Annotated in this window: 17 protein-coding genes; 8 read left to right on the plus strand and 9 right to left on the minus strand. The window is 62.1% G+C overall.

Annotated elements, in window-relative coordinates:
• Nucleotides 1–77 precede the first annotated feature (77 nt).
• The 6 genes from AC6I97_RS20730 to AC6I97_RS20755 form a co-directional block, all read right to left on the minus strand.
• A complete protein-coding gene (locus tag AC6I97_RS20730; protein ID WP_497946581.1) occupies nucleotides 78–407 on the minus strand; it encodes a hypothetical protein in 330 nt (109 codons plus the stop codon).
• 43 nt (nucleotides 408–450) lie between these two features.
• Nucleotides 451–1,578 carry a hypothetical protein gene (locus AC6I97_RS20735; RefSeq protein ID WP_497946583.1) on the minus strand — a complete coding sequence of 376 codons (1,128 nt, stop codon included), beginning with the start codon at nucleotides 1,576–1,578 and terminating at the stop codon, nucleotides 451–453.
• On the minus strand, nucleotides 1,575–2,852 hold the full coding sequence (locus AC6I97_RS20740) for a glycosyltransferase family 2 protein (RefSeq protein WP_497946585.1): 1,278 nt from the start codon (nucleotides 2,850–2,852) through the stop codon (nucleotides 1,575–1,577). Before AC6I97_RS20740 ends, AC6I97_RS20735 begins: the two co-directional genes overlap by 4 nt.
• On the minus strand, nucleotides 2,849–3,676 hold the full coding sequence (locus AC6I97_RS20745; protein ID WP_497946587.1) for an ATP-grasp domain-containing protein: 828 nt from the start codon (nucleotides 3,674–3,676) through the stop codon (nucleotides 2,849–2,851). Before AC6I97_RS20745 ends, AC6I97_RS20740 begins: the two co-directional genes overlap by 4 nt.
• A gap of 95 nt (nucleotides 3,677–3,771) precedes the next feature.
• Nucleotides 3,772–4,686, minus strand: coding sequence for a PIG-L deacetylase family protein (locus AC6I97_RS20750; protein WP_497946589.1), 915 nt, complete (start codon nucleotides 4,684–4,686; stop codon nucleotides 3,772–3,774).
• Between the two features lie 111 nt (nucleotides 4,687–4,797).
• Nucleotides 4,798–6,387, minus strand: a complete 1,590-nt coding sequence (locus AC6I97_RS20755; RefSeq protein ID WP_224166423.1) for a sigma-70 family RNA polymerase sigma factor — start codon at nucleotides 6,385–6,387, stop codon at nucleotides 4,798–4,800.
• Nucleotides 6,388–6,596: 209 nt separating this feature from the next.
• Here AC6I97_RS20755 and AC6I97_RS20760 point away from each other — a divergent pair, with 209 nt between their 5' ends.
• From AC6I97_RS20760 to AC6I97_RS20770, 3 genes are all read left to right on the plus strand, one after another.
• Nucleotides 6,597–7,292 carry a hypothetical protein gene (locus tag AC6I97_RS20760; protein ID WP_497946593.1) on the plus strand — a complete coding sequence of 232 codons (696 nt, stop codon included), beginning with the start codon at nucleotides 6,597–6,599 and terminating at the stop codon, nucleotides 7,290–7,292.
• Between the two features lie 90 nt (nucleotides 7,293–7,382).
• Nucleotides 7,383–8,918, plus strand: a complete 1,536-nt coding sequence (locus AC6I97_RS20765) for an Ig-like domain-containing protein (protein ID WP_497946594.1) — start codon at nucleotides 7,383–7,385, stop codon at nucleotides 8,916–8,918.
• 175 nt (nucleotides 8,919–9,093) lie between these two features.
• Nucleotides 9,094–9,921, plus strand: coding sequence for a DUF1684 domain-containing protein (locus AC6I97_RS20770; protein ID WP_497946595.1), 828 nt, complete (start codon nucleotides 9,094–9,096; stop codon nucleotides 9,919–9,921).
• 29 nt (nucleotides 9,922–9,950) lie between these two features.
• Here AC6I97_RS20770 and AC6I97_RS20775 read toward each other — a convergent pair whose 3' ends face one another.
• The gene (locus AC6I97_RS20775; RefSeq protein WP_497947252.1) at nucleotides 9,951–11,222 is read right to left on the minus strand and encodes an acyl-CoA dehydrogenase family protein; all 1,272 of its coding nucleotides are present in this window, start codon (nucleotides 11,220–11,222) and stop codon (nucleotides 9,951–9,953) included.
• Nucleotides 11,222–12,055, minus strand: a complete 834-nt coding sequence (locus tag AC6I97_RS20780) for an SDR family NAD(P)-dependent oxidoreductase (protein ID WP_497946597.1) — start codon at nucleotides 12,053–12,055, stop codon at nucleotides 11,222–11,224. Before AC6I97_RS20780 ends, AC6I97_RS20775 begins: the two co-directional genes overlap by 1 nt.
• A gap of 90 nt (nucleotides 12,056–12,145) precedes the next feature.
• On the opposite strand from AC6I97_RS20780, the gene AC6I97_RS20785 reads away from it, so the two are divergent.
• The 4 genes from AC6I97_RS20785 to AC6I97_RS20800 all read left to right on the plus strand — a co-directional run bounded on the left by AC6I97_RS20785 (nucleotide 12,146) and on the right by AC6I97_RS20800 (nucleotide 17,323).
• Nucleotides 12,146–13,303 (plus strand): glycoside hydrolase family 76 protein, encoded by a 1,158-nt coding sequence (locus AC6I97_RS20785; protein WP_497946600.1) that lies wholly within the window; start codon nucleotides 12,146–12,148, stop codon nucleotides 13,301–13,303.
• A gap of 189 nt (nucleotides 13,304–13,492) precedes the next feature.
• On the plus strand, nucleotides 13,493–14,554 hold the full coding sequence (locus tag AC6I97_RS20790) for an iron ABC transporter substrate-binding protein (protein WP_497946604.1): 1,062 nt from the start codon (nucleotides 13,493–13,495) through the stop codon (nucleotides 14,552–14,554).
• Between the two features lie 4 nt (nucleotides 14,555–14,558).
• Nucleotides 14,559–16,160, plus strand: a complete 1,602-nt coding sequence (locus AC6I97_RS20795) for an ABC transporter permease (protein WP_497946607.1) — start codon at nucleotides 14,559–14,561, stop codon at nucleotides 16,158–16,160.
• A 35-nt stretch (nucleotides 16,161–16,195) separates the two neighbouring features.
• A complete protein-coding gene (locus AC6I97_RS20800) occupies nucleotides 16,196–17,323 on the plus strand; it encodes an ABC transporter ATP-binding protein (protein ID WP_497946609.1) in 1,128 nt (375 codons plus the stop codon).
• On the opposite strand, the gene AC6I97_RS20805 is transcribed toward AC6I97_RS20800, so the two are convergent.
• The gene (locus AC6I97_RS20805; protein ID WP_224166418.1) at nucleotides 17,324–17,929 is read right to left on the minus strand and encodes a YdeI/OmpD-associated family protein; all 606 of its coding nucleotides are present in this window, start codon (nucleotides 17,927–17,929) and stop codon (nucleotides 17,324–17,326) included.
• A gap of 99 nt (nucleotides 17,930–18,028) precedes the next feature.
• On the opposite strand from AC6I97_RS20805, the gene AC6I97_RS20810 reads away from it, so the two are divergent.
• On the plus strand, nucleotides 18,029–18,748 hold the full coding sequence (locus tag AC6I97_RS20810; RefSeq protein WP_497946614.1) for a hypothetical protein: 720 nt from the start codon (nucleotides 18,029–18,031) through the stop codon (nucleotides 18,746–18,748).
• Nucleotides 18,749–19,029: the final 281 nt, after the last annotated feature.

The raw sequence follows: 19,029 nt of genomic DNA on the forward strand, positions 1-19,029 counted from the left end.
GCTGGATACTGTGAGCCGGGTTACTAGTGTTTCCTACGGGATCTTACCCGCACCAGACTCGACCTCGGGAATACGTCTCAGATTTTGGCCTCACCGGATTGCTGCCTGGCTATCATGTCGGCCGACGGCGGCAGGACCACCTTCCCGGCGAATAGCCCGACCTCTGCGGTGCCCGGGCCGGCTACCAATTTCTCGTGCCTTCGCTGCCGCATTTCCTCGCGGGCTGCCGCGGCCTCCATTTTGGTCGGCGCACCAGTGGCCGGCTCGATCATGGATAGGACACTCCCGAGTGTGCCCGTTGCCCCCTTCGCGGAAACACCCTTCTGCACCAGCCGTGTGCCAGCCCAAACCGACCCGACAATCAGTGCAAGGCTTACTACTGCCGTCATCACGGATTCCATGCCCATGCGCTCAGGGTACGCCCCGGGATGAGCGCCGGACAGCCCGTAATTACCGGACCCAAGCTTTCCGCAAGACCTCCCAATGCGCGTCGGTCATGAGGCTTACCGGTGTCACGGACACCGAGGTGGCGCCGCCCCGGGCAGCCTCACGCAAAGCCGTTTCGAACCTTTCCGGGGAGATCGTGCCGTCATCGGACCAGAGCCCGATGGACAATGACATGCGGGAGCCCGCGCGGCGGGTCAGGGCTTCTGCGAGGTCCTTCGTCCGCGGCGAGCGCTCGGCATTAAGTCCTACGTACTCCCAAACGTGGAGCCGGTCGAGCTGCTTTAGCAAGAGGACGTAATCATGGCCGCTGTCGGAGCGGTCCGCCAACGGTGATTCCCGCGGCGAGCGCACATCCATCTCCAGCCGGACGCCATAGGGTTCGATGGCGGCTGCCACCCTGCGCACGATGTCAGCCATGGCTTCGCTCCGCCAAGTGCTGATCCGGGCATCCGACTGGTCGATCCCGCCTTCATGGTTTCTGGGCCAGTCATCTTCTCCGGTGGTGGCTTTGAAGTCATCGAAGTCATCACTGCCAAAGGTGAAATCATCGAACATCAATTCCGTGAGATTCACCGCTGTGGGCCGGTACTTCTTCGCGACGGCGGCAGACAAGGAAGCCAAGCGGGCGCCGGCCTTGCCGTGCCGCAGGGACGACACACTGGCGAAGGCTTTGGATGGCTCACCAGCGATATTCCGACCGGCCAGGGAGGGGTCCTCACTCAGCGCACGGTCCAACAGGACATCGATCGTGAGGATCACATCCCGTTCCTTCCCGCTTTTCGCCAATGCTGAGATCGCCTCCCCCACGAAGTCCCGTCCAGTGCGGGAAACCTCATAAGAGGCCGAGCCGGCTTGGCCGGACCATGGAAAGGCCGTCCAATCTGTGCGTCCGACGGAGATCGATACGGCGGTGGCGTCCACAGCTTCCAATCGTTCCGCCAGGTCCACAAGGGGTGAACGGTCCTCGTTGACGACGTCCTCAAACCCAAGATTCACCATGCGGTCCATCGGACGAACCTCCGTTTCTGCTCCACACACGGCGACACCCGTCAATGCAACGCCAAGGAGAACGGAGCCCACCAGGGCAGCACTTAGCCTGGCAAACAGCATCCTGGATCCGAAAGCCTTCATACCCCTGCCTCGTAGCGGGGGCCGGATTCTGTGGCAGTTACGGAAATGACGCCCGTCCGTTGCAACTTGTTCCAGACGGCAGGGCTGCCGCGGATCTCCTTGATGATTGCGCTGGCTAAAGCCAGGCCAACGAATACCGAATAGAGGGGCCACAGGGGCAGCGTCCATAGAAAACGAAGGTCCTTCCATGAACGGTTGAGGCCAATGGAGAAGACAATTAGCGCCAGGGACACAAACAGTCCCAACCAGCCAAGAATGGCGAGGACTTCACCGGGTACCGGACCAGAACCAGCGAGGTACAGGAACGGCAGCACAGCCAAGATGGCAAGTTGCAGCACAGGGATCACCACCATGGTGATGGCATTGAACAAAAGAAACATGCCAAACAGCCCGTAACGCCGCCGGCCCAGCATACCGATATGCATCCGGAGCGTCTGAAGCAGGCCCCGCGACCACCGCACGCGCTGCCGCCACAATCCGCCCATCGTTGACGGCGACTCGGCATAGACCAGGGCTGAGGGCTGGAACCTCACCCGGTAGCCGGCCTTGTAGACACGCCAAGTGAGCTCAAGATCCTCACCGAGCGTGTCCTCGTGAAAACCTCCTACCAGTTGGACTACGTCACGGCGGAAGGCACCTATATTCCCGGAGACGATTGGCAGGCAATGCAGCAAGGACAAGGCCCTGCGGACCAGGCCTGTCCCGACGTGGCTTAGGACGGCAAGCATCATCGTTTGAACGCGATTCAGGTTAACCGGCCGGTCGTCGCCGCATACCGCTCCTACCTTGGTGTGATCAAAACCCTCCAGCATGCGCGTCAGGGTGTCGGGGGCAAAAATGCCGTCGGCGTCGACAAACATCAGGATGTCTCCCTTGGCCTTGGCGATGCCATAGTTGAGCGCAGCTCCCTTCCCTGCGTTCGTTTGGGAGAGAAACCGGACCCGATCATATTGATCTGCAAGCCCTGCCATGATGCTGGCGGTGGAATCAGTGGAACCATCGTCCACCAGAATCACTTCCAGGCGTAAATAGCGGCTGGCAAGTATCGACTCGACGCAACTGGTGATCACCACGGCCTCGTTATAGCCGGGCACGATCACAGAGACCAGGGGCCGGTCAGTGATGACGGAATAGCGATGCCTGGCAGAGTTGGAACGGTAAAGCCGGTTGAAATACAAGGCCAGTGGAACGTAGACGATTTTGACCACACCGAAACTGAGAATCAGCACGCCCCCAACCTGGACAAACGCCAGGGCAGCATCAAGAGGTGTCACGCAGGCCTTCCGGTCAATCGACCGGCGATATATCGGCCCAGGACGTTCTCCAGGAGTTCGGGCGCGAACGCACTATTTGCACCGAACCTCGCGTTGATCTCCAGTACCACCGGGCTTCCGTCCTGCAGGCGGCGCACGTCCACGTCGATGGGCCCTGTCAACCCGAGCGCGGTCACGGCTGAATCAGCCAATTGAGCAACGTCGGCACTCCCGGCTCCCTCGATCCTCCTGACGGACACGGCGTTGCCCACGCGTCCCTCTTTGAGTTCTGTCTTCTCCAGCACCACCACAAGATCGTCCTGACCCGGCTCAGGCCTGTGGTGGAGGACCACGGGCGCGTACTCCGTTCCAGGCGCGAATCGTTGCACAATCCAGGAATCGTCCAAGGAGGACCAGACATGGGCGGCGTTCCGGCCGCCGTCGGCAGCCTTTTCCAGTACCTGCACCCCGCGTCCGCCGCGCGAAATCCGAGGCTTGACCACCAGGGATCCCCCTAGCCGCGCCATCGCCTGATTGACAGAGGCGAAATCGCCGGGCAGCCCGAAATCGGGGACAGCGACGCCTGCATTGGCAAGGCACCTCATGGTGAGGAATTTGTCATTCGCGGTTCGAACGGGTGCGGGGTCCGCAATTACGACCTCGACATTAGGAGCGAAGCCTTGCCTGGCTTCGGAAACCAGGACGAGTTCATCGCTGACGGTGGGCACCACAAGATCGATGGCATGGACGCCCGCGAGTCCCCGCAGTTCCCAAAGATAGTCGGGAGAGCTGGAGGCCGATACCAAGGCGACCATGTGAGCCGCGGAACCGTTCACTGCTTGCATATCAACGCCCAGGACCCAATGTCCCAGTTCTCTTAGCTGGCGCGCCAAGGAGGAGCCAGCTGGTCCTCCGACGCCTGTTACGAGTACCCGAACCATCAGAACTCCCCTACGGCAGAGCCAAGCAGCCGAACAGGTTCGAAACCCTCTGCGTATGTCGTCTTTACTTGCGAGCCCCTGAACGCTGCGAGGCTCCGTACTCTTTCTGCACTCATGTAAGGCTTGCCCTTTTGGTTCCGGTGCATGGCAACGGCGTGAATCTTTACGTCCACATACCCCGCGATATCCACGAAGACGCTGGGATCGAACTGCCGTGTGGATGAAGGACTCTCGAAGCACAGGATGGAGGAGTGCTGGCGGGATGCCCGCATAGTCGCACTGTGTACGGCCTGATGGTCCTGGTGGTAATCGTTACGGGAATGGGTAATCACAACGTCGGGGCGAAAATCGCCCATCACGACCTCAATCGCCTGGACCATTTCATCCCCATGTTCGGCGAGGCTGGTGTCCGTAAAGTCGTGGACATGGACTTTGGAGGCGCCCATGAAATCCGAGCCTGACGCGGCTTCGGTCAAACGGATGGCACTGTCTCCACCCTTTCCCCCCGAGCTCATCACCATGGTTCGGACTTCATGGCCGGCATCGGCCAATTTGGCGAGGGTGGCACCGCAAGCCAATTCCAGATCGTCAGGGTGGGCTCCTATGGCCAGCACCCTTCGGGGCTGCGAGGCCACACCATGATGAATCCTGAAGGCGGGCGCGACAAGAAAGCCCACAATCAACCCGGCTCCTGCGAGAAGGACTACGATCTCAAGCCACGGGCGGTGCGCCGGCTCCATTGCGCATCCCACCAGTGACAGCAGCAACAGGGCGCCCAAACTTGCCATGGCCCATCGGAGGCCATGCGGCGAGCTGAACCTGCGGACGAACCAGTTTTGACCGATCGGGGCCAAAGCCCAAACCGCCGCCAACGTGCCCAGCAAGCCTGCAACGGCCAACAACGTTGCTTTCATATTTCCCCTAAATTGCACAGACAAAAGAGCGGCTGCCCTCTCGGGGCATTGCCTCTCAGTTAGTGGCCGGCGGAATAGGTTCGTGACGCTGCATCGGGCAGTGATTTGCTGTCAGTATTTGTGCACAAATTCGCCCGCTGCGAGGCCACTCCCACTCAAGGAATATGTCAGGACACCGGCGCCCTTTTTACGCTTGGATTCGGCGGAAACCTGAAAATGGAGATCGCTCCGCCGTGCCGAAGCTGTGATGCAGGTGACGGCTGTCCGCCCCTCCATGGAGCAGGACCACCCTTCCGGAGCAAGCAGCGAACTCTCCTGGATCCGTGCATCCATTTCTACTGAGAACACGGCTTTGGCCGGCCCCAGGGACTGTGAGCCGCCGATCCCAAAATCCACCTCCATGGCCGTCATGCCGGAACCACGGTCCTTGGGTATCCGCACCGACGCTGTCACCGCCACAAGTGACGCGGGCAGGGCTGTTGCAGCTGGTGAGGCGGGGACGGGCGATGGAACAAACTGTTGAGGCGACGGCTGGGATTCCACGCCAGAAGGTGCCGGGGCAGCGACCAAGGGTTCGGGCGCGGCGGCGGACGGTTCAGACGCGACGTTCGACGGTGACGGCTCACCCGCAACTGGCGAACCGGGCAACGCCGGGCTTGGATTCGACGTGGGCACCGGAGCCGGGGTCCCGATGAAAGATTCCTGACGGGAGGAACTCGTTTCAACGGCCAACTGCTCCATGGGGACATCCGGCGTCAAGCGACCAACGATTCCCACCGCGCCTAGAGCGAGGCCCAATCCTGCCACCGCAACCATGGCCATTACCGCTGGTTGCCCAATAGCCGGCACCACTATCGCCGCCTTGATGGGGACCAGCCCTCCCAAGACACCCAGTCCGGCACCCTTAGCTGCCAAGGTGGCGAGAGGTATGCCGGTCACGAGCGGGATAAGCACAGCCCTCATGGTTCCCTGAACGTCCTTTAGTTCCGAGAGGGCAAGGGTGCATTTCGAGCAACCATTAAGGTGTTGACGCATCTTGCGTTCAGCAATCCTTGACAGTCCTCCTCGAATGAATGTACCGAGTTTCGATGCGAATCCAGCGCAGTCACTGTCCAGTGCTTCCGCCACGTGGGCTTGCAGGTATTGCCGCCTCAGGCCTTCCCGTGCCCGGAGCGCCAGTGCTGACACGGCATTCGCGGACAGACCCAGGAGTGGTGCCACCGCCGCTGGCTTCATTCTTTCCACGTCCAGATACCAAAGCACCGCCTGCCACCGCTCCGGAAGGGCGCGAAATGCCTTTGCCACCGTATGGGATTCGAAGGCTTTGACTACGGCATCGGGTTCCGGCATCGTACGGTCAAGAATGGCGTCGTCGCTACTGGGCAGCGACCGCCCGGCCTTCCGGTTCCGATGATGTGACAGGCGGGTGACAGTGGACAGCAGATAGGCCCTGAAGAAGTTGTCCGGCCCCCGTCCCGCAACGAGGCTCTGCAATACGGCTTGGAAAGCCTCGGCCACAACATCCTCGGCATCGCTTGGATTGTCCACGTTTCGCCGGGCCACTGTGGACGCGACGGACACATGGCGTTCATACAGTTCATCGAATGCGGACATGTCACCGCCGCGCACCAACCCGATAAGATGACCATCGCTCTCAACTCCTGCGCTGGAAGCGTTGTCGGTACCTGTCCCGGATGCCATTTAAGGCACCCCCACAACATGAAAAATCGTGCCCATATAGACGGAGTGGGCATCAAGCTCAAGTCATGACGCGAATTTGTACAGAACCTTTATTAAAGAGAACCTCGTGCCCGTTTTCGTCATGAATCCTTATTCGGACGCACTATTCGGTTATGACATCGTTCCGGACAAAATCATTCGCTGAATGTACATTTTCCCGACACCTGTTGATGCGCAGATGGCAGACCACCAGTTATCAGCATGGTTGGCGGTTCCCCGCAGACTGGTTCCTGCCCGAGGTCCGCTCGGTGGTGACGTCGCTGGCTACACGGGCCAGTGTTCCACCTCCTACAGCAAGATCCTTGGGCGCGGCGCGAGCCCGGAACGGCGTTGGTATCAGTGAAACCATGACGGATTTCCGCGCCCTCTTCCTTGCAGCAGACCGGAACATGGACATCGAGGCTCTCCAATCCTTGGCTGAAGGATGGGCAGAGGCCGCCGAATCTGCACCGCCGATTTCGTGCACGGACGTTCAGACGGGGCTGGCCACGCAAGCCCATTTCCAGCGACGTATCCACGAACTCTCCACTTTTGGGGTGGCATGTTCCCACCCTTACGCTCTAGCGGTCCTGTCACTGCCCCAACCTCTTGAGAGCCGCGGCCATTGCTGGACCCTTCTGGCGCGGCTCGGAGAAACTGTTCAACGGCAGCTGCGCGGGACAGGTGCTACGGCGATGTATAAGAACTCTGCTGTCCACGTGCTGTTGCCCCTCTCAGCAGGCAACCTTGGGCAACTCATGGAGTGCAGGACTGCCATGGAAAGCCTGGGTGAAGGAGCCCTCCGACCCGCGCGCATGCAGTTCTTCCCGTTGGCAAATTCCCCTTCAGAACCAGCGCCTCAGGATTACCTTCCCGAAGCAATGTGAGTGAAGCCTGTTGGTGCCGTCACGAACAGCGTCGAGCCGCCACTCACATGCGACGAGACACGCTTCCGCATTCGAAGGACTATCCAACACATGAAGAATCAGCTCCATCTAAAGTCCGCCTCTCTGGTGGCCGCACTACTGGCCGTCGTAATGACAGCCTTCGGGCTCGCCTGGTCGGCAGGGCCAGCCAATGCTGCCGTGATCCCGGGTGCAGCGGTCACCATCAGCACGGATTCAGTAGTTACGAGCCAATGGGACCAAGTAAACCTGACCTGTCAGTGGTCCGTCCCTGACAACTCGCAACCGGGCGATACCTTCAACCTGCAGCTGCCACCAGAACTTCGCTGGTTTGGTGCCGCGTCATTTGATCTTGACAACGCCGACGGCGAAACAGTCGCCAAGGCGGCAGCCAACGATGCCGGACAAGTGGTCTTCACGTTGACCGACTTCGTGGCGGAACATCCCAACAATGTGGGTGGGACGTGTAATTTCAGCACGCAATATGCTGTGCAGCCGGGCACCGGCGAAACGACCGAACTGAACTTCACCGTGGGATCAACAGTGGTACGCGTGCCTGTCCGTGTCGACGGTCCATGCACCAAGGACTGCGATCCCGCTCCCCCTACTTCGGCGGGCAAGTCGATGTGGTGGGCCGACGCTCCGCAAACTGAACTTGAATCCATCTTTTACATGCCTCCAATGCCTTCAGAATCAAACGACGTCGTTGTGACGGACACGCCCGCCGCTGGCATGGAAATCGATTGCGACCACATCACTCCGCGCGTCGGCAGGGTTGTCAGCAGCTCCGGAAACATCACCGAGCCAATGGACAACGAGCGATTCCCCGCAACTGTCGAGTGCACTCCCCACGAAGCAACGGTGCGATGGACGGGCCTGCCAAAGGGTGAACGGGTGGAGCTGTTCGTCGTCACCAAAGTGACGGACAGGAAGCTCAACGTCTACACCAACAGCGGAACCGTAACCATTGCGGGTGAAGAAACCCTTGTCGGCGCCGAAACGCGGCGGACCCACGCTGACGGAACAGGCGACGGAACGGCAAGCCCCACGGCAACACCCACACCGACGCCGAGCCCCAGCACCGGAACGCCCACACCGACGGCAACGCCGACGCCGACGCCGACCACCAGCACAGCAACACCCACACCCAGCGCCACCGCAACACCCACGCCGACGGCAACCCCGTCACCGAGCCCGACCACCAGCACAGCAACACCCACACCCAGCGCCACCGCAACACCCACGCCGACGGCAACCCCGTCACCGAGCCCGACCACCAGCACAGCAACACCCACGCCGACGCCGACCACCAGCACAGCAACACCCACACCCAGCGCCACCGCAACACCGACGCCGACGCCGACGCCGACCACCAGCACAGCAACACCCACACCCAGCGCCACGGCAACACCCAGGCCGAGTACAAGCACCGCGGTGCCTGTAGCGACCGACGAGCCCACTCCGCCCGCAGAAGTTACGGCGTCAGAACCCCTTGCTTCGACTGGCGCTCAAAGCCCGGCGTTCATCTTCGCAGCCGCCGCGCTGTTGGCCTTGGGATCGTTGCTCGCTTTCCTGGGCGCCCGGCGTTCGGCAAGTCGACAGCACTGACCACCCGACCGATGGGCCGTGCATTGGGTGCACGGCCCATCGGTGCCCTCCGGGAACGCACGCTTGCGGGAGCGCACCCTCCGGGAGCGCACGCTTCCGGGAATGCACACCGGCGGCGCATAGTTGAGGAGATTGCAAAGCCGCCAACCGTCGCTCACATCTGCCGAGGAGAACCATGAGCTCGCCCACCACTGCAACAGACGCCCAGCTTGCCCGTTGGGAGCGGTTCCGAGCTTCTCGGAATGCAGCACTGGCCTCCGATCACGGCTGGCTGACGCTGACCTCGTTTCAGTGGCTCGAGCCGGAGCCCTCGGAAGTTGAGTTTGCTCCGGGGCTGTGGTCAACGGACGGCACGACTGCAACCCTCACGGCCACCAGAGGGGATGGCCTGACCCTCGTTGAGAACGGGGAAAGCGTTGATGGCACGGTGACGGCGACCCTGCAGGATGAAGAGTCCCTCATGTGGGTGCAGTACGGCGGCGAGGACGGGAAGCAGGTGGTGGTGGAGCTTGCGATGCGGGCGGACAAGTACGCCATCCGGACCAGGGACGCGGGCTCGCCCGTTTTTACGGACTTCGCTGGGGTTCCCACCTACGACTACAGCCCGGACTGGGTGATTCAGGGCCGGTTCGAACCCTATGACCAGCCGGTGGATGTACCCATCGGAACGGCCAACCCCTTGGTGGATGGCGTCCATCGCTCGGTCGGGGAAGTGGTGTTCCGGGTTCCCGGCGTTGCTCATGAAGTTCGCCTCCACGCCGAGGAAGAGAAACTCGGTGCCTTGAACGTGACGTTCCACGATGAGACCAACGGCGACACCACGGATGAATGGCGGAAGGTTTTCATCCCCCGCCCACGCCCGGATGGATCCGTGGTGATCGATTTCAACCGCGCCATCAACTACCCCAGCGCTTTTACCCCTTACGGCACCTGCCCCATGCCGGTCCGCGGAAATTCCATCGATGTCCGCGTTGAGGCTGGCGAAAAGATCCCTCAGGAGTAAAGCGCGGGGCGCCCGGACAGCGAAAGTGGCTAGACGATGGCGGAGACGCCCGTTACGGCACGGCCCACGATCAGCGAGTTGATCTCGTATGAGCCCTCATAGGTGAAGATGGCCTCGGCGTCGGCAAAGATCTTCGCGATTTTGTAGTCGGTGACGATGCCGTTTCCGCCCAGGATGGAGCGGCCCAAGGCCACGCTTTCACGCATCCGTGCACTGCAGTATGCCTTTGCCAGGGCCACCTGGGCCATGTCGGCACCGCCGTGCCGGACACCCTGCGCGTCCCGGGAAATGCCCTCCTGTAGTTGGGCGATCCGCACCATCATCCCCATGCTGGCCACGGCGTTGCCGAGCATATCCACCAGGTGCTGCTGGATCAGCTGGAACCTGGCAAGGGGTTTACCGAACTGCAGCCGTTCCACCGCATATTGCCGCGCGACATCGAAGGCTGCCAACTGCTGGCCGACCGCCTGCCAGGCAACCATGATCCGTGAGCCACGCAAGAGGTGGTTCGTATCCGAGAAACTGCTGATTCCGGCGAAACGGTCTGATTCCGCGACGTGGACGTCTTCGAAGAGAATGTCGGCGTTCTGCACAGTTCGGAGCGCGATCTTGTTCTCGATCCGGCTCCGGGTGATGCCTGGCAAGGAGGCGTCCACGATGAATGCCCGAACAGCGCCGTCGCTTTCGTCCTTGGCCCACACCAGCATGTAGTCGCAGAACGTCCCATTGCCGATCCAGCGCTTGGCGCCGTTGATCACCCAGTAATCGCCGCCGTCGGACGCCGCTCTTTCCAGGCGCCGGGCTGTGGTCTGCATGCCGCCCGCGACGTCGGACCCATGCTCTGGTTCGGTGAGCGCGAAGGCGCCTGTGGTGCGGAGGTTTGAGGCGTCGTCGAGGTATTTGTCCTGTTGGGCGTCGCTGCCAAAGTCGTAAAGCGACTCAACGAAGAGATCGTGGTGGACCATGAAGAACGTCGCGATGGAGGTGTCCACGCGCGTCATCTCGGCTATGACCAGCCCGGCGAACAAGTGTGTGTAACCGCGCTGGGCGGGAGCACTGAGGCGAAGGGCCGCGAGCTTGGGCAGGATCTGTTCGGGGAACTCGGCTTTGTCCCACCACTGCCCTGCGTAGGGGGCGATCTCGGAGGCAAGGAAGGAACGGAGCTCGTTGAGTTTCCGCTGTTCCTGGACGCTTAGGAGAGATTCAAAGTCGAAGAAGTCAGCCGTAGGCAGGTCCGCCACAGATGCTGGTAGCTGACCCACCAAAGCCGCAGGAGTCGGCCCACCGCTGTAATCGCCCATCATTTCAGACCCATGCGGATGGCGCCGTCCAGGCGGATCGTCTCGCCGTTCAGCATCGCATTCTCGACGATGTGTGCGGCTAGATTGGCGTATTCGGCCGCGCGGCCAAGCCGTGCAGGGTGAGGTACCTGCTGGCCGAGTGACTCCTGGGCAGCCTGCGGCAATCCGGCCATCATCGGGGTCTCGAAGATACCGGGTGCAATAGTGGCAACCCGGATCAGCGAGCGGGCGAACTCGCGCGCCAAGGGCAGTGTCATCGCCGCAACAGCACCTTTGGATGCGGCATAGGCAGGCTGGCCGATCTGCCCTTCGAAAGCGGCAACGGACGCCGTGTTGATAATGACTCCGCGCTCGGGGCCGCCCAGTTCCGTGGAAACCGGCTCGCTTTCCACCATGGCCGCGGCTGCCAAACGGATGACGTTAAAGGTTCCAACGAGGTTGATCTGGATGACTTTGTTAAATGTCTCGAGCGGCAGAACACCATCGCGGCCCAGGACCTTGCCCGGCGTCGCGATGCCGGCGCAGTTAACGACTATTCGCAGGGTTCCCAGTGAAGCAGCGGCGTCGACGGCGGCCTGGACCTGGGCTTCGTTGGTTACGTCGGCGGGGGCGAAGACGGCCCGCGGGCCCGCATCGCCGCTGGCGGAACCTACCGCATTCGGGCCAACCGCCGAGCCAATGGCGTTCAACTCCGCCGCATAATCTTCCCCGGCAGAGTTTGGCAGGTCCACCAGCACCACCGACGCTCCGCCGTCGAACAAGCGTTTGGCGGTTGCCGCGCCCAAGCCTGACGCCCCGCCGGTGACCAGCGCGACCGTGCCCTTGATGTCCATCCATCCTCCTTGATGCAGACTCAAATCCGTTAATGCATGTTAACTGGAATTGTGATCGAGCGCACCCTGGGCCCCGGATAGGCTGTTCCCATGCCCACCGAAAGCAACCCCACCGGCCAGCAACCACCCACAGCGGAGGCAGCAGTGTGGGCGATTCGCGCAGACGAGGCCGCACGGTCCGTGACGCACGCCTTCGGCCGACGGCTGCTCTTCCTTCCGGGTACGCACATCGGCGCCGTCAGCATCCCCTCGCCGCGCTTCCGCAGCGTTTTCAACCCGTGGCACTACTGGTGGCAGGCGCATTACGTGGATTGCCTGGTGGACACCGGACGCCGCGAACTGGCCACCAAGACAAGGTTCGACGGCGACTCCCGCCCGAGCGCGGGACGACTCGCTTCCCGGCTGGTCACCACCATCCGGCTCCGGAACTTCTTCAGGTTCGTCAACAATTACTACGACGACATGGCCTGGCTGGCACTGTCCACCCTCCGATTGGAACAACTGGCGAAGGAGACACGGAAGCCAGGACGCCGCCGGAATGCGTATATCCGCAGGAAGCTAACGCTGCAATTCGATTCGGCTTCCACGGACGACCTGGGCGGCGGAACGTTCTGGAGTACCAAGCGGGATTTCAAGAACACGCCCGCAACGGCGCCCGTGGCACTCTACTTCGCAAGAACAGATCGCCGCGACCGGGCTCAAGCCCTGGTGAACTGGCTGAACAGCAAGCTGCTGCACCCCCAACGTGCCCTGTATTTGGATGGACTTCGCATACGGAATGGGGAGATCGTCCTTGAGGACGCGGTCTACACCTACAACCAGGGCCCAATCCTTGGGGCACTTCTGGAACTGGGTGGACAGGAGAACCTGGACCGCGCCGCCCACTTGGTGGAAGCCGTTGCGAGGGAGCTCACCGTTCCCGGGACGCAGGTAATCCACGGCGATGGAACCGGGGATGGGGGCCTCTTTACCGGCATCCTGATCCGGTACCTGGCTCTCGCGGCCAGGGATCAGCGCCTGCCGGAAGCAACCCGCGAAACAGCCGGGGTCCTCGTTCTAAGCACCGCCCGGGCCTTCTGGGACGGCCGCCGGGAGTCCGGCGATGATCCCAAAAGTCCGGACCTCACCTTCTCCCCCAGCCCCTTGCGCCCGGCGAGTGAAACGTATCCGGCGGGGACCGCCGTCGAGCTCTCCACCCAACTGCAGGCATGGATGGCGCTGGAGGCTGCGGCCACGCTGGAGCTTTAGCGCGGGAATTACGGCACGCAATAGTTCCGTAATTGTTGTGATCCTTATCACATAAGCCCTCCAGGCTTTGGAAGCATAGGTTTGCCTAACCTACGCTTTTCTCAGCGGGCTCCCCCAAACCTTCCCGCTCGTACGGACCAAGCCCCAAAACTTGGCACTCCGTGTCTTTGTTCGCAGAAAGAAGCCCTCATGAAGCTCTCGAAAAACGCGCTGGCGGGAATCGCCCTGCTCGCCTCCGCCGCCCTCGGCCTCACGGCCTGCGGTTCCAACGCCGGCACCCCCGCCGCCTCCGGTTCGCCGTCGTCAGATGCTGCTGCTTCCGGCGAAGGCATCACGGTGTACAACGCGCAGCATGAGAGCCTGACCAAGGAATGGGTGGATGCCTTCACCAAGGAAACGGGCATCAAGGTCACCATGCGGCAGGGCTCGGATACCGAACTGTCCAACCAGATCGTCCAGGAGGGCGCTGCTTCTCCGGCAGACGTCTTCCTGACGGAGAACTCCCCCGCAATGGCGCAGGTGGAGAACGCCGGACTCTTTGCCGACGTCGACAAGGCCACGTTGGACCAGGTTCCCGCCGAATTCCGGCCTTCCACGGGCAAGTGGACCGGCATCGCCGCCCGCTCCACCGTCCTGGTCTACGACAAGAACAAGATCAGCGAAGACAAGCTGCCCAAGTCCATGCTGGACTTGGCGAACCCTGAGTGGAAGGGCAAGTGGGCCGCTTCACCGTCGGGTGCTGACTTCCAGGCGATCGTCGCAGCACTGCTTGAGCTCAAGGGTGAAGCCGCCACGGAAGAATGGCTCAAGGGCATGAAGGAAAACTTCAAGGCCTACAAGGGCAACAGCACGGCCATGAAGGCCGTCAACGCCGGTGAAGTGGACGCCGCACTGATCTACCACTATTACTACTATGGCGACCAGGCCAAGACCGGCGAGAACTCCAAGAACGTCACGCCGTACTTCTTCAAGAACCAGGATCCGGGCGCGTTCCTCTCAGTCTCCGGCGGCGGCGTTCTGAAGTCATCCAAGAAGGCAGGGGATGCCCAGGCGTTCCTGAAGTTCATCACGGGCAAGAAGGGCCAGGAAGTCCTCAAGACCGGTACCTCGTTCGAGTACGCCATCGCCTCGCAGGTAGCCGCCAATGACAAGCTTGTCCCGATCAAGGACCTGCAGGCGCCCACCGTTGACCCGGCCAAGCTGAACTCCACCAAGGTCACCGATCTGATGACCAAGGCAGGACTCCTGTAGTTCTGTGACCACTGATCTATCGGCTCCCGACATTCCACAGTCGGCAGGGAGCACGACGACGGCGGGCAAGGGCAAGCGCCCTCGCCCGCCATTCGGCGTTTCCACGGTGTCCTTGCTGGCGGTGTTGATCGCGCTGTTTTCCCTGATGCCGCTGGGTTACGTCATCTTCATGACGGCAGCGACAGGCTGGAACACCGCCGTCGAACTCATTGTTCGCCCACGGGTTGGCGAACTGCTGTTGAACACCATCATGTTGACGGTCCTGACCGTGCCGTTGTGCCTCATTCTTGGGGTGGGCGGCGCATGGCTGGTTGAGCGCACCAAGCTACGGGGAAGCCGCTGGTGGGCCGTGGCACTGGCTGCTCCGCTCGCCATTCCCGCCTTCGTGAACAGCTACGCATGGGTATCTGCCGTACCTTCCCTGCAGGGCATCTGGTCCGGCGTACTGATAGCCACCCTGTCCTATTTCCCTTTGGTCTACATTCCCGCAGCCGCCACTCTGGGGCGGTTGGATCCGGCGATCGAACAATCCGCCGCGTCGCTTGGCCTGGGGTCCTGGGCCGTGTTCTTCCGGGTAGTGCTCCCGCAGCTTCGTATCGCAATGACCGGTGGTGGGTTGCTGGTGGCGTTGCACCTCCTTGCGGAGTATGGCGCTTTCGCGATGATCCGCTTTGATACCTTCACGACGGCGATCATGGTCCAGTTTCAGTCGACGTTCAACGGTGCCGCCGGAAACATGCTGGCCAGTGTTCTGGTCTTCCTCTGCCTTCTTCTTCTCCTTGCCGAGGTCAAGAGCCGTGGCACAGCCCGCTACGCGCGGATTGGTTCAGGCGCCCAAGCGAAAGCAACGCGGGCGCCCCTGGGCGGATACCAAGCTCCGGCGCAGCTCGCTTTGCTGGCCCTGACAGGGCTGGCGTTTGGGCTTCCTGTCTGGTTCGTCCTGCGCTGGCTTTCTGCCGGAGGCGCCGAGGTTTGGGCCGCCGACGAATTCCTGCCCGCGTTGCTGCAGACCCTCCTGTACGGGGCTGCCGGTGCCGCAGTTACCACCATCGTGGCTTTTCCCATGGCCTACTTGGCAGTTCGGCATCCCAGCTGGTTCAGCAAGATGCTTGAACTGTCCAACTACGTGACCAGCTCCCTGCCCGGAATCGTTGTGGGCCTCGCGTTCGTCACGGTCAGCATCCGCGCAGTTCCCGGCGTCTACCAAAGTGCCGGGGTGCTGGTGGCCGCCTATGTCCTGCTCTTCCTTCCCCGGGCGCTGGTCAACATCCGCTCCGGGCTGGCCCAGGCACCCAAAGAGCTCGATGAAGCCGCTCAATCCCTTGGCAAAACTCCGCTGGTGTCCTTTTTCAGGGTGACCTTGCGGCTGACGGCCCCGGCTGCGGCAGGTGGTGCTGCACTGGTCTTCCTGGCCATCGTCAACGAACTCACGGCCACCCTCCTTCTCTCGCCCAATGGAACCCGAACCCTGGCAACGGAGTTCTGGAGCAAGAGCAGCGAGATCGACTACGCAGGCGCTGCGCCCTATGCGCTGTTGATGATCGTGCTTTCCGCCCCGATGACCTACCTTCTTTTCCAACAGTCCAAGAAAGTTGCCGGACAGTGACCGAACAATCTCCCCCCAGGCTCCCGTCACCCCGCGTGGCGCCATCCATTGTGCCCACCACCAACACGCACTTGGACATCGCTGAGGTCACAAAGAATTTCGGTTCCCAGGCTGTGTTGAAGGGAGTCAATCTTTCCGTTGCAAAGGGCGGAACTACCGCCATTGTTGGCCCTTCCGGCTCCGGTAAAACCACGCTGCTTCGCTTGATCGCAGGTTTCGAGCACCCGGACACCGGCACTATTTCGCTGAACGGCTCAACGGTTGCGGGCGATGGCGTGTGGTTCCCCGCGCACAAACGGCAGGTGGGATACGTCGCCCAGGATGGGGCTCTTTTCCCGCATTTGACCGTGGGACAGAACGTCGCTTTTGGACTGGATTCGGGAAAGCTCGACGGCGGACGGCGGGCTGTAGCGTCCCGCGTCCAGGAGCTGCTCGAAATGGTGTCGCTGGATGCGTCCATGGCGAAGCGACGGCCGCACCAGTTGTCCGGCGGGCAGCAACAGCGCGTCGCACTGGCGCGTGCCCTGGCCCGCGAACCCGAGCTCATGTTGTTGGACGAGCCGTTCTCCGCACTCGACGCCGGACTCCGGGTAGCTACCCGGCGGGCAGTGGCCAACGTGCTCAATGCGGCAGGCGTTACAACCATCCTCGTAACGCACGACCAAGCGGAAGCCCTTTCCTTTGCCGACCAGGTGGCCATCATGCGCGGAGGCAAGCTGGCACAAATTGGCAACCCCTTTGTGGTCTACACGCGCCCAGCAGACCGCGCCACGGCCGAATTCCTCGGCGACGCCGTGATCCTGGACGCGTGGATGGAAGGGTCCCTGGCCACGTGTTCCCTGGGCGGGATTCCTGTCCGCCGGCCACCAGCACAGGGCAAAGTGCAGCTCATGCTCCGCCCGGAGCAAATACGCATCGCACCCGACGGCCCGATCCGGGGCGTCGTTGTGGATACGGACTACTTCGGTCCCGAAACGACCGTCCGAATAAGGCTCGCCGCTTACACCGCGGCGGACGGCGTCCTATCCGGAAATGGCCACCGCTACCCCGGCGGAGGCGAGATCATCACCATCCGGCACTGGAACGCGTCCATCACCAAGCCCGGCACGGAGCTCAGCCTTCGCGTCGTGGGCGAAGGCGTGGCGTTCGCGCCCGAAGCCTGACTACCTGGGCTCGGAAGCGGGGCGCTTCTTCTGCGGGTACGGGGCCTCGTGCCGGGCAAGCATCTCCACAAAACCAGCGATTTTCCTCTCCCGCGTGTCTGCCCTTTTGACAAGGTTGGTCCGGTGGATGAGGGCGAAACGGTTCTGCGACGTCAGGACGTCGAACATGGCCTGCGCCTCCGGAACAGCAGCGATGGCAGCTGCGAGATCATCAGGAACCACAGAATCGGCGGGTCCGGCGTACGCAGCTTCCCAGCGCCCATCGGCTTTGGCGGCGTCGACGGCGGCCCACCCGGCTGCTGTCATCCTTCCCTCCTGGTCCAAGCGCGTAATGTGCCCGACGTTGCGCGCTGACCAGATGCTCCGGCGGCCCCGGGGTGTCATGCGCTGGAAGTAGCTTTCGGCGTCGCGGCTTTTCGATTGGCCGTCGATCCAGCCGAAACACAGCGCCTCGTCCAACGCGGCGTCGTAGTCCAACTCCGTGACGTTCCCGCCCTTCTTGTGAAGGACCAGCCACACGCCAGGACTGTCGGCAGCATGTTCTTCAAGCCACGCCCGCCATGCGGCCGCGTCCTTGACGATCAATTCTTCGAGCTCAATGGGCATGGATTCATTCTGCGGCAAACCGGACGGCATAGGCTGGAGGCCAGAAGCCGGAGTGCCAGCAGAACCCGGAGTGCCAGTGAAGCCAGCCCAGGAGGACCCATGTTGCGAGCCCGCCCCATTCACTTCACCTCCCGCCCGCATCAGTGGACTGAACTGCTGGAAGCACTGGGCCTGGTCAACACGGTCAAGGATGGCGACTGGTTGGAGTTCGATGCCGGCTCGGGTCGGCTGGCGCTGCACCGCGTGGAACACACGCAGGCGATGAGCGGCATAACGCAGGACGGCGTCACGATCTTTGGCGTCGAGGTTGGAGTGCTGGAAGAGTTCGCCCGGCGAACACAGGAGGACGGGACCATCGCAGAAGTCACCGAGGCCTCGCATGGGCAGACCGTGCAGATAACTGCCCGGGATGGCTTCACGTTCCTGGCGGACCCCGCCCGGCGCGCCGGGGATGGCACCTGGGCGACGTCGGACAAAGCCGACCCGGCCCTTGCCGTGGTAGCTACGTGGGTGAGTCCCGGCGTCGACGACTCCGCGCAGGAGCTCCGCAGCATCGGCGCCCGTCCGCGGACGTCGGATGACGAATCGGCGACGTTCACCGCCAAAAACGGCGGCATCCTGCGCGTGATCCACGGTCCGGCGGCGGAGTCCGGCGATCTCGCTTTTGAATACGACGGCGACCTGGAACCGCTGCTGCACAGGCTCAATGGAGCAGGGGTTGAGGCCCGGATCAGCGAGGGTGTCCTGTACGTCGCCAACCCGGATTCGGTGGGCGGCTCGGCACCGGCGTCAATCGTGGTGGAACGACCACGGGCCTGACAGCGCGGCACGAAAAGTCGTTGCCTTTGCCCCCCTCCGAGCCTAGTATCAAATGGCTGGGAAGGATGGGGGAATGCAGTACGCGCGCCCCGAAGCTCAGCCGGGACGAAATTTTCGGCGTTTGGGGCCGAGAACGTGAACGCCCGCAAAGGGCGATTCGTCCTGAACCATCACTACCACCCGCATGCATCACGCATCTTCGCAGCCGGCGACGTATGCCCGGCAGCGCCATCGCTCCACGGTCTCGGGGCGGTAACTCATCACAGAAGGCAGCTTAAGCA

The sequence above is a fragment of the Arthrobacter sp. TmtSoilC48 genome (assembly GCF_059739425.1).